This window comes from Agrobacterium sp. SORGH_AS 787, assembly GCF_030819035.1.
GTDB lineage: Bacteria > Pseudomonadota > Alphaproteobacteria > Rhizobiales > Rhizobiaceae > Agrobacterium > Agrobacterium larrymoorei_B.
The window spans coordinates 1476801-1489749 of the sequence record NZ_JAUTBG010000001.1 but is presented as its reverse complement, the minus strand read 5'-3'; the positions used below and the strand labels follow the sequence as shown (position 1 = coordinate 1489749).

At 57.7% G+C, this 12949-nt stretch carries 13 protein-coding genes; 8 read left to right on the top strand and 5 right to left on the bottom strand.

All coding sequences use genetic code 11. The features are described from left to right. Positions 1-46: 46 nt before the first annotated feature. Positions 47-1318 carry a sugar ABC transporter substrate-binding protein gene (locus QE435_RS06565; protein WP_349040683.1) on the bottom strand — a complete coding sequence of 424 codons (1272 nt, stop codon included), beginning with the start codon at positions 1316-1318 and terminating at the stop codon, positions 47-49. 87 nt (positions 1319-1405) lie between these two features. Between QE435_RS06565 and QE435_RS06560 the strand changes: the two genes are divergently transcribed. The 4 genes from QE435_RS06560 to recX all read left to right on the top strand — a co-directional run bounded on the left by QE435_RS06560 (position 1406) and on the right by recX (position 4719). Beyond that, on the top strand, positions 1406-2299 hold the full coding sequence (locus QE435_RS06560; RefSeq protein WP_349041145.1) for a helix-turn-helix domain-containing protein: 894 nt from the start codon (positions 1406-1408) through the stop codon (positions 2297-2299). Positions 2300-2509: 210 nt separating this feature from the next. Then, positions 2510-2740, top strand: a complete 231-nt coding sequence (locus tag QE435_RS06555) for a helix-turn-helix domain-containing protein (protein ID WP_306928407.1) — start codon at positions 2510-2512, stop codon at positions 2738-2740. A 184-nt stretch (positions 2741-2924) separates the two neighbouring features. After that, positions 2925-4172 (top strand): adenylate/guanylate cyclase domain-containing protein, encoded by a 1248-nt coding sequence (locus QE435_RS06550; RefSeq protein WP_306928409.1) that lies wholly within the window; start codon positions 2925-2927, stop codon positions 4170-4172. A 1-nt stretch (position 4173) separates the two neighbouring features. Continuing rightward, positions 4174-4719: a recombination regulator RecX gene (gene recX / locus QE435_RS06545; RefSeq protein WP_349040682.1), complete on the top strand. Its 546-nt coding sequence runs from the start codon at positions 4174-4176 to the stop codon at positions 4717-4719. A gap of 8 nt (positions 4720-4727) precedes the next feature. Here the strand turns inward: recX and QE435_RS06540 are convergent, their stop codons facing one another. From QE435_RS06540 to QE435_RS06525, 4 genes are all read right to left on the bottom strand, one after another. Next, complete coding sequence (locus tag QE435_RS06540) at positions 4728-5114, bottom strand: cytochrome c family protein (RefSeq protein WP_349040681.1); 387 nt, start codon at positions 5112-5114, stop codon at positions 4728-4730. A gap of 102 nt (positions 5115-5216) precedes the next feature. After that, entirely contained in the window at positions 5217-5747 is a 531-nt protein-coding gene (locus tag QE435_RS06535; protein ID WP_309770089.1) for a DUF992 domain-containing protein, read from the bottom strand. 318 nt (positions 5748-6065) lie between these two features. Further along, positions 6066-6887, bottom strand: a complete 822-nt coding sequence (locus QE435_RS06530) for an endonuclease/exonuclease/phosphatase family protein (protein WP_349040680.1) — start codon at positions 6885-6887, stop codon at positions 6066-6068. A gap of 153 nt (positions 6888-7040) precedes the next feature. Continuing rightward, on the bottom strand, positions 7041-8501 hold the full coding sequence (locus tag QE435_RS06525) for a phospholipase D-like domain-containing protein (RefSeq protein ID WP_349040679.1): 1461 nt from the start codon (positions 8499-8501) through the stop codon (positions 7041-7043). A 125-nt stretch (positions 8502-8626) separates the two neighbouring features. Between QE435_RS06525 and QE435_RS06520 the strand changes: the two genes are divergently transcribed. The 4 genes from QE435_RS06520 to QE435_RS06505 all read left to right on the top strand — a co-directional run bounded on the left by QE435_RS06520 (position 8627) and on the right by QE435_RS06505 (position 12945). Next, on the top strand, positions 8627-9928 hold the full coding sequence (locus QE435_RS06520) for a L,D-transpeptidase family protein (protein ID WP_349040678.1): 1302 nt from the start codon (positions 8627-8629) through the stop codon (positions 9926-9928). Next, positions 9925-10158, top strand: coding sequence for a sulfurtransferase TusA family protein (locus QE435_RS06515; protein WP_349040677.1), 234 nt, complete (start codon positions 9925-9927; stop codon positions 10156-10158). Before QE435_RS06520 ends, QE435_RS06515 begins: the two co-directional genes overlap by 4 nt. A gap of 97 nt (positions 10159-10255) precedes the next feature. Continuing rightward, positions 10256-11074, top strand: coding sequence for an N-formylglutamate amidohydrolase (locus tag QE435_RS06510; RefSeq protein WP_349040676.1), 819 nt, complete (start codon positions 10256-10258; stop codon positions 11072-11074). Further along, positions 11071-12945, top strand: a complete 1875-nt coding sequence (locus tag QE435_RS06505; protein ID WP_349040675.1) for a flavohemoglobin expression-modulating QEGLA motif protein — start codon at positions 11071-11073, stop codon at positions 12943-12945. The genes QE435_RS06510 and QE435_RS06505 overlap by 4 nt, the downstream gene beginning before the upstream one ends. Positions 12946-12949: the final 4 nt, after the last annotated feature.

The following is a 12949-nucleotide window of genomic DNA, read 5'->3' as shown; positions in this document are numbered from 1 at the left end:
GGGCGCCCCGTGCGAGGGGCGCCCGGCTCTGGTTCAGCTTGGGAGATCATTGCGCAGCGGGAAGACCCGTCGCGGATTCGATCTGCTTGGCGGCATCATCGAGTGCCGTCTTGGCGTCCGGGTAACCGCCTGCCAGATATTTCGTCTGGACGGCGCGGTAGATCCCTTCTGCATCGGACTGGTAGGCCGTGCCTCTGCTTGGCTTGATCTTCGGCAGGGTCGCCAGAATATCCGTCCACACGGCCTGGCCGCGCCAATAGGGCTGCGGCTCCTTGACGAAGGGATCGTTGACGGCAGATAGAAGCGACGGAACGAGACCGAAGGATTTCAGCATCGTCACCTGGCCCTCATTCGTCGTCAGCGCGTAATCGACGAATTTCCAGGCCGCTTCCTTGTTCTTGGAGACGGAACTGATGGCAAGCGACGAGCCGCCGAGGTTTGCCGCGCGTGGACCGTCAGCGGTCAGGCTCGGCATCGGATAGACGCCCCATTTGCCGGACAGGTCCGGAGAGCCCGAGCGGATCGAGCCTTCATACCAGCCACCATACATCTGGCTTGCGACCTTGCCAGCGGTGTTGGCCTGGATCTTTTCATCCCAGATGGCTGCGGTGATGATGCCCGCATCCTTCATCTGCTTCAGCTTTTCCAGCGTCGCAACACAGGCCGGCTGATTGATGGTGATGGATTGGCCATCTGTCGAAAAGTAACCGCAACCCTGCTCGTTGGAGATCATGCGGAACCATTCGCTATCGCCGTTGAAGTCGGCTTGCGTCATGACAACGCCTGGATTGGCCTCCATGACCTTCTTGCCGGCGGCGATAAAATCGTCCCAGGTCTTGATGCTTGCCGGATCGACACCGGCCTTTTCATAGAAGTCGCGGCGGTAGAAAACCGCTACCGGACCGGAGTCCCACGGAACGGAATAGGCAACGCCATCGACTTCCAGTTCGGTACGTTTAAATTCGGGGAAAAGCGCCTGCTTTTCAGGCGTGTAGCCGAGCGCCGTCACGTCGGTGAAACAATCAGGGAAGCGGCTCCAGAAGACTTCCGCCTCAAAGTTTTCAACGGTTACGATATCCGGCAAGCCTTCGCCCCCGGCGGCGCAGGCAGCGAGCGCCTTGTCATAGACCTGGTTGTTGCCAAGATCCTGCACGTCCACTTTGATGTCCGGATTGGCCTTGTTGAAACCCTCTAAGGTCGATTTCAGCGCCGATGCGGCAACGTTCCAGCTCCAGATCGTGATGGTGGTTTGCGCGGAAGCGGGCGCAGCCGCAAGCAGGGCGAGCGATACCGCCACGCCCGTCATTTTAAAGCACATTGAAAACCTCCCTTTTTTCAATTGCCGTTCTCAAGCGAACATGTGCAGATTAGCGGGGTGACGAAATCTGTCTCGTAAAATGGGAACCTGAATTTGTCGAAAAGTAAGATCGAGGAAAAAGCCGTCTATCAGCCCGGCGCCAGCAGCATCGAGGGATGGCCGACGACGCTACAGTTTTTCTACGCGCACCCGCCCGTCATGCTGATGCCCCACTGGCATGCGCAGGTGGAGGTCAATTACGTCATGTCGGGCAGCGTCCACTATCGCATGGGCGACCATACGTTCCGCATGAGCGCCGGGCAGATGTGCTTGTTCTGGGGCGGACAACCGCATCAGATGGACGAATCTTCTGACGATTCCTTTTACGCCGGCGCGCATCTGCCGCTCTTTCACTTCTTCCGTATGCGTCTTCCACCCGCCGTCTCTGCCATGCTGATGGGCGGTGCCACCATGCTGACGGAGGTGACGGGAAAGGCCGATGATGAGAACTTCGCCCGGTGGCGGGACTATGCCAGATCGGGTGACACGGCGAAGGCCGAGAATGCTGTGCAGGAGTTGATACTGCGTGTCGAGCGCATGTTCATGGAACCCTACAGCGTCATTTCCTCGACCTCCTCGGCATCGAAAACGACCAGCCAGGACAATGCCGCCTCTGTTGCGGTGGCGCGGATGTGCGATTTCATCGCCGCCAATTTTCTTGAAGATATCGACGCGACGGATATTGCCCGGGTCGCGAACCTGCATCCCAAATACGCGATGAACGTCTTCCGCAAATCGACCGGCATGACGCTGATGAAATATCTGACACTGCTCCGGCTCTCCCGCGCCCAGGCGATGCTGGTCAACGGCAAGGACAATATTCTCAGCATCGCGATGGAAAGCGGCTTCGGTTCGGTCAGCGCCTTCAACAAGGCATTCCGCCAAATTGCCGGTATCCCGCCCTCGGGGTTTCGACGCGGTTCCAGCGGCTATTTTCAGTGATCCGCGGCTCGTTTCACCAACCCGCACAACCGCCAACGAACAGGTATATTCGTTAACCGCAATTTAACTATTGCAAGCGCGGCAAAGATGGCTATTTTCCCTGCTGCGCTGCAACATTCATCTCTCCTTTGCAGCGCAGTCGCATGCAATTCAACGCGACGGCATTCGCCGCCGGCACATTCAGTGTCCATTATTATAGGGAGATTACTCATGACGATTTCCGTCTCTACATCTTTTACAGGACATGAAACCAGCGCCCCTTTTGCAGGCAAAATCGCCTCGGCGCGGAACGCTGCAGGTTACACGGTCGACCAGTTGGCTCTGACCTGCGGGCTGACCTCGCAGGAAATTCTGGCGCTCGAAACGGGCGCGGATAGTGATCCGTCGCGACTGAAACGCGTTGCAAACGCGCTTCAGCTGCCTTTGACTGCCGTTCTCTAAAACGATCCTTCAAGATCGAAAAAGGGCGCCTGCCGGCGGAGACCGCGTGCAGGCGCCCTTTTTTATATCCAGTATTTCTTATCCTCCCGGCTCTTCCATTTTCCGTTATGATGCACCAAATGCCCTGCATTGAAGTGGGAGTGCTGCCGCCTCTTCAATCGTGCAAAGGCGGAGAGGCGAGCACATGGCTCTGATGGAAACCGTAGAACTTCCGATTCCTGTCGACCAGACCGCGCTGTGGCCGCATCAGCGAAGCGATGTGCTCAACTGGCTGGTGACGGAGACGAGCGACAATCGCTATATCGACAACATCTTCGTCGAGATGTGCGGGCGGTTGCGACGCCAGGGTATTTCGATTGCACGCGCAACGCTGAATTTTCTGGTGCAGCACCCCCAATGGCGCGGCGCGCGCATCCTCTGGAACCAAGGCGAAACGGAAGCCGAGTTTGCGACCTATGCCTATGGTAGCGAAACGACGGCAGAATATTTGAACAGCCCGCTCTATGACATTCACAAGGGCGCGAACGAGGTCCGGCAGGCGCTCTACCTGCCTGGCCCGATCGAGCCGGACTACCAGATCTATCGGGATTTGCGCGAAGAAGGGCTGACGGAGTATGTCGCCTGGCCGCTTGAGCACACATTCGGCAAACGCCATGTGCTGACCTTCGCCAGCGACCGGCCGAATGGGTTTTTAGACTCCGAAATCCAGACGCTGAAGAGCCTTGTGCCAGCCATCTCTCTCGTCTCCGAAATACGTCTTAAGAACCGCATGGCCCGCACCTTGCTGGAAACCTATGTCGGCCCGCATGCCAGCCAGGAAATTCTGGAGGGCGCGACGCGTCGCGGCAGCGGCAATACGGTCAGCGCCGCGATCATGATCTGCGATCTGCGCGACTTTACCCGCATTTCCGACCTCTGGCCTCGTGACGACGTCATCGAATTGCTCAACGGCTATTTCGATGCGTTGGCAGAACCGATCGAAAAGCATGGGGGCGAGATCCTGAAATTCATGGGCGACGGCCTGTTGGCGATCTTCCCGTTGAACAATGGAGAGGCAGGGCCGAACCTGATCGCCGCCATTCGCGAGGCGCAATTGGCGCTCGAGGAGCTGAACACCAGCAATATCGACAAGGGGCATGAGCCTTTCGGTTATGGTATCGGCGTTCATGTGGGCGATGTCATGTATGGCAATATCGGCTCCAAGAGCCGCCTCGATTTCACGGTGATCGGCCCGGCGGTCAATATCGCCTCGCGCCTGGAAACCCTGACCAAGACGGTCCATAGGCGCGTTCTGCTGTCAGAGGACTTCGTTGCGATGATCGACAACAAGAGCCAGTTCGACAGTATCGGCCCGCAAATGCTGCGCGGCCTCGAGCATCCGGTAGGCGTCTACGCTCTTAAGAACCCGCAGGGCGAGGCGCCGCAGACCTGACATGAGCGACGAGCCGACCGAGACCGCTCCCACAAGCCGCATGCTGACATGGGCCAGGAATTCCACGATCTACCGGCTGGAAAGACGGATGATGACGGAGCGGCAGCTTTTCGATGCCATTTCCCGCAAGGCCAAAGAAAAGTTCGACGACATTTCCGCAGAACAGATCCGCGCACTGGCCGACTCTGCCGTGCGTTTTGCCTATGAAATCAAGGCGCTGGACGATAATGCCTTTGCCGAAATTACCACTCGCTCTGCCGTGCGCAGTGGGAAGTCCAAGCGGGCGATTGCGCAGAAGCTGAACCAGAAAGGCGTCAGCAAGGATGTCGCAGCCCACGCTCTTGAAGCGAGCGACGATCTTTACGCGGCCGTGGTGCTGGCCAGGAAGAGGCGTTTTGGTCCGTTTCGCCGTGAAGATGAGGTCGACGAGAAGCGGATGAACAAGGAAATCTCGGCTTTTGCAAGAGGCGGTTACAGCTTCGAATTGGCGAGCCGCGTCTATTTCATGTCTCTCGATGAGGCGGAGGACATTCTCGCCTCGCGTTGATAACTGGCTCAGGGAGCCGGTTTTGTCTTGAGATAGGCGATGATGTTGTCGATCTCCGTTTCACTCCAGAGGCCGTAGAAACGCATCGCGGTGCCAGGCACCTTCTTCTTCGGGCTTGAGAGAAACTCCCGTAACGCCTCTTCATTCCAGACGAGACCGCCTGCCCCGGCATCCTTCATGGCCTGCGAGTAATTCGGATAATCGGCAACGGACCCCGCTGGCCTTCCCACGACGCCCATCAAATGTGGTCCAAGACGCGTCCGGGGCGTATCGACGTTGTGACAGCTTGAGCATTTGCCGAACGCACGTTCACCCGCCGCCGGATCGCCATCGGCATAAGCCCCAGTCGTCAACAGCAAAAGAACAGCAACGGCGAGCGACAAGAATGGCTTCATGGGATTTCTCTGGTCTAATAACGAAAACGCCCTCCCCGCTATGATAGCGAAGAGGGCGATTGTTGATCATGCGGCATTTTGACGTGGCCGCGATGATGCCGATTAGCCGTTGGCAGGCGTCAGGGTAACCGAGGTGCCCGTCGCAGCAAGATTCAGGCCGACCTGGCCGGTAACGCTGATGGTCTGCAGCTGGATAGAGCCGGCAGTGCCGCCGACGAGAACGTTTGCACCGACGCCGACGCCAACGGTGGCTTCCGCGGTCGCGCCCTGATAAAGGCCAGAGAGCGAGCCGCGGTGATAACCAGCCGTCGGAGCGAACACTGCCCAGACAAGCTTGCCTTGCGTGGTGAAGCCAAGATCAACACCCATCTTGCGGATCACACCGGTGTAGCTGTCGGTGCGGCGTGCGCCTACGGTGGACTTGAAGGTGCATTCCAGTTCCTTGGCCGAACCGATCACGTAGCCGACACCGCCACCAACGTCGCAGGTCAGATAGCCGATCTTAACGCCATTACGGTCATCGCTGTCCTGGTAGGTTTCGCGGTACGGCGCCAGATCGGCTGCGACTGCGCTAAGCGGACCGCTCAGTCCAAGTGTCATGGCAGCGAACGTAACGGCAAAAGTCTTTTTCATCTGTTTTCTCCTGTTTTATTCTGTGACCCAACAGCCCTGAAGTCTTTGTCGGACATTCAATTGCGCACACTCAAAATGGTTCCACGAATTGATCGAACCTGTTCAAGACCGTTGGAGAATCTCTTCAATCACCCCAACCCCATGATGGACTAGAAGTTCATTTGGGCGGGATAAGGGCACCCAGATACCGCATTCTTGAATGCGAAAATCATTTGCCTCGTCAGATTGGTCGAAGAATACCAAGCGGGATCCGGTAAGCCTGATGTTCAGGGACGGAAGAATTGGCACTCGGTTGTCCGTTTGAAAACCCGCAGCGATCTAGCCAGCGACAGACATCTTGAGAACATCTGCGTTGATCGTCGCCTTAAGTGGCAAGTGGTCGGACGCCACACGCGCCAACGCGCTGTCATGGGCCTCGACCTTTTCGATCATGCCTTCGCGATTTGCGATGATACGATCGAGCGCAAGCACGGGAAGTCCCGAAGGAAAACTCGGCACCGCGGGCGGCAATGTCCCAAAGGCCTCGCGGAAGGTATTGAGCGATGAGCCATTGCCCAAACGCCACTCGTTTAAATCGCCCATCAAAACGGTTGGCTGCGCCTCGCGCTTGTTAAGCAACTCCACCAGCGCTTTCGCCTGCTGCGCGCGTGAATGACGCAGCAACCCGAAATGCGCGGCAATGATTCGAACCGTTCCCGCAAGCTTCAAGTCCAGCTCCACCACGAGCGCGCCGCGGGGTTCCAACCCAGGCAGCTTGACGGTGTGCACATCGCGGACAGCACCCTCACGAAACAGCACGACATTGCCATGCCACCCATGAGCCTTGCTGGCACCGGCCACCTGCACCGGGGTTAGCCCACAATCCCGCTCAAGCCGCCCGAGATCAAGCAGACCGGTTCGCTCACCAAATCGGCTATCGGCTTCCTGCAACGCAACCACATCGGCGCGCAACTCGTGAATGACCTTGCAGATGCGATCGGGGTCAAACTTACCGTCGCGACCGATACACTTGTGGACATTGTAGGAGGCAACGACGGGTGAGGTCTCCTGCGTCGATACGGGGTCGAGACATCGCCGGTTCTTGCGATTGCGCAACGAAGAGATGAAGACTGCAGGGAGACTATCGTTTTTCGGTCGCATCGTGTTCCTGTCTAGAGTGCCGTGCGTCCGTAAGACCGCACAAAGGACGCTCTAATTCTTTCAATCGACGCATGTTGCCTTGTGAAAGTCGGGCTCAATTTTCACAAGGCAACACGCCGTGGGATTGCGTTAGGGTTGGACCCGATCCCGATGTCAAAGGTAAGGCGAGGCCAACCATAATACTCGTTCTGTCAGACGAACGAGAAAAGGCCTTGCCCTCAACTCTTCCAGCTTCACCGGCGTTGCATTTTCGAGTGCTAGCCCCATCCGTTCCGATATTGTGTTCGCAAAGCCTTCGTCCAGAACTTCCATATCCACCTCAAAGTTCAATCGAAGCGAACGCGGATCGAGATTTGACGAGCCGACATAGGACCAGCGATCATCGATGACGAGGAGTTTGGAATGATTGAAAGGACCGGTGGCGCGCCATATGCGGCAGTAACTTTTAAGCAACTGATCGAACTGTGCGGTCATGGCGCGATCGACCAGCATCAGATTGTTGGTCGCCGGAACGATGATATCGACCGAAACCCCTCGGCGCGCGGCCGTCGTCAGGGCAGAGATCAGTTCGCGATCGGGCAGAAAATAGGGCGACATGATGCGGATCGAGGACCGGGCGATGGAGAATGCGCCCATCAGCATCTTGTGGCTCGTCTCGATGCTGTTATCAGGACCGGAGGCGACGGCACGCATCAGGATCGGCTCACCGGGTATACCATCGGGGAGGGTGATATCCCAGACTGCTCCGTCCAGACGCTCGCCGCTGGCAAAGCGCCAATCTTCCGCCGCGACCGCAAAGAGATCGGCAACGACCGGTCCCTGAACCTTGAAATGCGTGTCGTGCGATTGCTTCTCCCCATGGAACTCGCGGGTGAAGCCCTCGCGAATATTCATGCCGCCGGTAAAGGCGAACTTGCCATCGACGATCAGGATCTTGCGGTGCGTGCGCAGATTGGCATAGGGCAACCGGAGCCCCATGATCACATTGCCGTTGAAGACCGCGGATTTGATCTTTTCCAGTCGCAGCTTTGAGAGAATGCTCGGAACCGAGTATCGCGCACCGACGGCGTCCACCAGAACACGAACCTCCACGCCTCGCTCTTGCGCCTTAGCGAGTGCTGCGACGAAACGAAGCCCGATCCGGTCGTGATCGAGAATATAGGTTTCCAGAATGATCGAGCGACGCGCCTCACCGATGGCCTCGAGCATTGCCGCATAGGCCTCGTCTCCATCGGACAGGGTCTCGATGATATTGCCCGTGGTGAGCGCCGCACGCGTCACCCGGTCGCCTACGGTCTTCATGGCAACGAAGCGGCGCCCGAAGCGCTCGACGACAAGAGTATTATCCGCATCGAAGCGCGCGACCCGATCCATGATCGTGCCATGCATCAAAGACCGCTGTTGCCCCAGGTTGCTGCGCCTGATCCGGTTGATGCCGGCAATGGCATAGAGCAACGCACCGATGATGGGAGACAGCACGATGACGCCCACCCAACCCAGTGCGGAGCGTACTTCCTGTTTCGTCATCGTGGCGTGAACCGCAGCCACGGTCCCCATGACAAGCGAGAGCAGTGCGAGAACGTGGGGCCAGTAGGCTTCGAACAATGCGATCATGACATGAATATAGCGATGAAAGAGCGTGCCGCAACGACCTGAATCACGAGAGAAAACAACTGACTTGTAATCAAATTCAATTTACCTTACGAGCATTAGACATCATGCAAATCGGTATGACGCCCATGCGTTTGAGACACATCGCTCTTCTTGCCTGCGCCGGTCTGATGCTTGCGGGCTGTAACGAAACGCTCGAAACCGTCGAGCGTGACGTGTCTCATGTCAAGAACAAGGTCGATTATCCCCTCTCCCCCACCATCCTTGCCGAGATGGACAAGAAGAACATGGATCGCAATGCGCCGATCATGATTCGCATCTTGAAGGAGGAAGGCAAGCTGGAAGTCTGGAAAGCAAAGCGCGACAACCGTTTCGAGGTCATTGCTTCCTACGATATCTGCGCCTGGTCCGGCAAACTCGGACCGAAGGTGAAAGAGGGAGACAGGCAGGCGCCTGAAGGGTTCTACAACCTTTCGCCCGGCCACATGAATCCCTATTCCAATTATTATCTCTCGATCAACACCGGGTTCCCGAATCGCTACGACCAGGCGAATGGCCGCAACGGCACGAACCTGATGATCCATGGCGCATGCTCATCGTCGGGCTGCTACTCCATGACCGACGCGCAAATGCTGGAGATCTACGCCTTCGCGCGTGACGCCTTCAAGGGTGGCCAGAAGACGATCCAGCTACAGGCGCTGCCATTCCGCATGACCGCGGAAAACATGGCGCGCCATCATAAGAGTGAGAATTACGAATTCTGGAAGATGCTGAAGGTCGGCTACGATCATTTCGAAGTCACCAAGCGTCCGCCGGAAGTCAATGTCTGCGAGAAGAAGTACGTCTTCAATCAGCAGACGCAGGGCGGTCAGTTCAACGCCAGTGCCGCCTGCCCCGCCATGACCACGCCGCCGGCACTCGCCAGCACATTGGTGAGCTACAACAAGACCTACGACCTTGCCTATGACAAGGCGATGAAGAAGTTCGACGGCATGGTCTGGTATGATCCGACCGAGGCGGAGCGCAAGGTCCTGGTTGCGGACAAGCGCAAGGGGCGCGAACCGGCTTATGCACCGACCGGCTCTGCTCTGAAGGCTGGCAAGCTGATGAAGGAAACCGAATTCGCTGCCCTGATGGAAAAGAAGGCGGCGAAGGGCATCTCCGCCACGGGCGCGACAGCCATTGCATCTACCTCTGGTTCGGTGCCGCGCGCGACTGCTCCGGCGTCTCAGCCGACTGCACCACAGCCAGTCGTTGCTGCCCATCCATCCTCCATCATGCTCGCTTCCGCGACGACGGTTAAACCGCAGGTACCCACGGCAGCCACCCAGTCCGTGCCCGTGCCCGCTGTTAATCCGCTCGCCTTCAGCGCCCCGGAGCCCGAAGAGCCGGCAAAGAAACCATTTTGGAAGTTCTGGGCCAAGGAGTGACCTTGGCCACGGATGTAGTCTTCGATCTGAAGGGGCTCAAATGCCCTCTTCCGGTTTTGCGTAGCCGCAAGAAGCTTGCCGGCATGAGGTCTGGCGAAGACCTGATCATAGAGACAACGGATCCTCTGGCGGCCATCGACATTCCCCACATGTGCCGCGAAGACGGCCACGCTCTTCTCGAAAACGCCAAGACGGCGGACGGCCATCGCTTTCGCATTCGACGAGGTTGAGCGCATAAGGCACCCGGACCATTTCATGGTAGCGTAGAGGTATCCTGGAACCAACATTCGCGCATTCGTGTTTCTTCCCCGACTTCATGAGGGGAAAATGACGGAAAACGGAACGCGATCCAGCGCATTGAAGCGACAAATATGGTCGGCCTCTTTCGGGGAGTCTCCGATCATCGGCACCGCGATCCATGATGGCCATATTCTCCGCGATGACCTCGTGACCAACATCGCGCTGTCGGAGAAGGAACGGCTCTACGAGGAAGATCCCTTTACCGGCGAAATGGTCGGCGGTCTCACCAACCGGATCGTCGGTCACAGATCCCGTTTTGAGATCGACCTCAACCGCGCAAAAGACGCCGCAATCTATCTGACCCCTGAACAGTCATGGGGACTGAAGGTCTGGCATGAGCGGCCGGCGGATGCTGCAATTTCCGCATCTCTGTCCCTCCACGACGATTACTACGCCATGCTTGCGGCCTTTCTGGACCGCATTGAACATCGCTACGGCCGCTTCATCCTTCTGGACGTTCACAGCTACAATCACCGCCGTGAAGGCGCAGATGGACCTGCAGCACCGCAAGAGAAAGCACCCGACATCAATATCGGCACAATCTCCATGGATCGTGATCGCTGGGCCTTTGCAGTGGACGCCGTGATGGAGCACTTTGCTTCTGCCAATATTGGTGGCCGTAAGCTGGACGTTCGCGAGAACATTGCCTTCCAAGGCCGCGGCGAGCAGACACGCTTCGTTCACGAGAGATATCCGGAAACCGGATGTGCCGTTGCCATCGAGTTCAAGAAGATCTTCATGGACGAATGGACCGGAGAACCGGATAGGCGCGTCATCGCCGATCTCAGACGCACCATGATCGATTTGGAAGCTCTGCTCGAACGGCTGTTGCGAGAACGCCAATGAGCAATGTTTCCCCTTTCAAACCGGCCATCGAAGAGCCACTGCTGTCGCAAATTGTAACTGCTCTGTCAGAAGGACAGGCGATCCGTAAGGATGTCGGCAAGGATGGACGTCTTCATATCGACCGACCGCTTCCCTTCCTCTGCCTCCACCTGACATACGGTACGAAGAATCTGGCAGCACGCGACATTGCCTCTGCCAATGCTTCCTACCTCATTGCATCGAGCCTCAAAGAAGCCGCACCGATCATCCAGGCGATCGGCAACGAGATGGTGAAGCGCTTCGGCGCCTTCGTTATCCTCGACATTGGCGAACTGGAGCACGACATCCTGCTTGCCGATGATTCACCCTTTCTCCCGCATTACGAAGTCGCGGTCTCCGCAACAACTGAGCGCGAGACCCAGAACGCCCGAAAAGCCTTCATCAAGGCGATCTGCGATGCGGAGGTTCGTTTTCGCACGCCGCGCATTACCCGGCCGGAGCCCGTCCAGGATCCGATCTTACGGCTGAACGAGGCTGGGATTTCTTTCCCCTGCATCAGCGTTCGCTTTGCCCCCATCTACCGCCAGCCGGAATCCGGAGCAGACTATCCGGGCCTGCGCGAAACGATGATCGCCGATCTCTTCGATGCCGGACTTCGCGCTTTCTCGGCCTTTGCGACTGAAACGAATACACTCGACATCACCACACATCGCGCGCTCGGACGAAAAGCGTTCATCGATGCGGTGCGCCGTGCCGACCGCTCGATCGATGAAATTGCGCAGTCCTTCGATTTTCTCCTGTCGGTCACGCCGATCAATGCGCGTCAGGCCTTCGAGGAATTCAAGCAAAGCGATTTTGAGTATGCGCCGCATTTCCTTTATCGCCCGCTGGGCGTCGACGTGGAAGAGCAGAAGCGCAAGCTCTATTCGGTCGCCTTCGACCATCTGGAGGACCCGGTCCTCTATCATCTTTACCGCGAGAAGCAGCAGGAGATCGACCTGCAACTGACGATGCTCGCCCACCTGCACAAGCGACAATATACCGATTTCGGTCGCGCGCTGTACGGTTCGGTCGAGCCGGAACTGCTGGCACTCGCGCTCGATGTGCTTGCGCGCTGCAAGATGCCTGCCAATGAAGACGAGATCCCGATGGTCGGCTGCTATGAAGTCGCGCAAAAGGCCCGGGAGATGGTCGATGCCTATCACCAGGAGGAGGCGAGCTTCAAGGCACGCGTCGAAATCCGTGATGACCTTCCACCGGGTCTCATGGTGACAGGCGAAAAGCTGCTGATCTCGCGCCACACGGTCATGGAACAGCGCCGTCTCGACGCATTGCTGCACCATGAAATCGGCGTCCACCTGCTCACCTACTTCAACGGCTCTGCCCAGGGCCTTCGGCTCTTTCGCAGCGGTCTTTCCGGCTATGAGGGCGTGCAGGAAGGTTTGGCGGTGCTGGCCGAGCATCTTTCGGGCGGTATGACACGCCAGCGCCTGCGCCTCGTGGCCGGACGCGTCGTCGCCAGCGCCGCCATGCTCGATGGGGCAAGTTTCGTCGAGACCTATCGGCTGGTCACGGAAGAGCACCATTTCGATCAGGCAAACGCCTTCAACATGGTGCTGCGCGTCTATCGCGGCGGCGGACTGCCGAAGGATGCCATCTACCTCAGAGGTTTGAGCGAAATCCTCCAGCATCTGCGAAAAGGTGGCGCCCTAGATCCGTTCTGGATGGGAAAGATTTCAGCAGCCCATTTCCCCATCATGCAGGAGCTTTCGCTCCGCGGACTGTTGCGACCGCCCGGCATACGCCCGGCTTTTCTCTCGCTGGCACGCGCCAATGAGCGGCTCGAAAAAATACGATCAGGACTGTCCATTGCCGAAATGGCAACGCTTTAAGGAG

What these genes read in the sequence shown, in the direction of transcription:
- QE435_RS06565 (WP_349040683.1), bottom strand. Translation starts at nt 1,318, where the DNA reads ATGTGCTTTAAAATGACGGGCGTGGCGGTATCGCTCGCCCTGCTTGCG.
- QE435_RS06555 (WP_306928407.1), top strand. Translation starts at nt 2,510, where the DNA reads ATGACGATTTCCGTCTCTACATCTTTTACAGGACATGAAACCAGCGCC.
- QE435_RS06550 (WP_306928409.1), top strand. Translation starts at nt 2,925, where the DNA reads ATGGCTCTGATGGAAACCGTAGAACTTCCGATTCCTGTCGACCAGACC.
- recX (WP_349040682.1), top strand. Translation starts at nt 4,174, where the DNA reads ATGAGCGACGAGCCGACCGAGACCGCTCCCACAAGCCGCATGCTGACA.
- QE435_RS06540 (WP_349040681.1), bottom strand. Translation starts at nt 5,114, where the DNA reads ATGAAGCCATTCTTGTCGCTCGCCGTTGCTGTTCTTTTGCTGTTGACG.
- QE435_RS06535 (WP_309770089.1), bottom strand. Translation starts at nt 5,747, where the DNA reads ATGAAAAAGACTTTTGCCGTTACGTTCGCTGCCATGACACTTGGACTG.
- QE435_RS06530 (WP_349040680.1), bottom strand. Translation starts at nt 6,887, where the DNA reads ATGCGACCGAAAAACGATAGTCTCCCTGCAGTCTTCATCTCTTCGTTG.
- QE435_RS06525 (WP_349040679.1), bottom strand. Translation starts at nt 8,501, where the DNA reads ATGATCGCATTGTTCGAAGCCTACTGGCCCCACGTTCTCGCACTGCTC.
- QE435_RS06520 (WP_349040678.1), top strand. Translation starts at nt 8,627, where the DNA reads ATGCGTTTGAGACACATCGCTCTTCTTGCCTGCGCCGGTCTGATGCTT.
- QE435_RS06510 (WP_349040676.1), top strand. Translation starts at nt 10,256, where the DNA reads ATGACGGAAAACGGAACGCGATCCAGCGCATTGAAGCGACAAATATGG.
- QE435_RS06505 (WP_349040675.1), top strand. Translation starts at nt 11,071, where the DNA reads ATGAGCAATGTTTCCCCTTTCAAACCGGCCATCGAAGAGCCACTGCTG.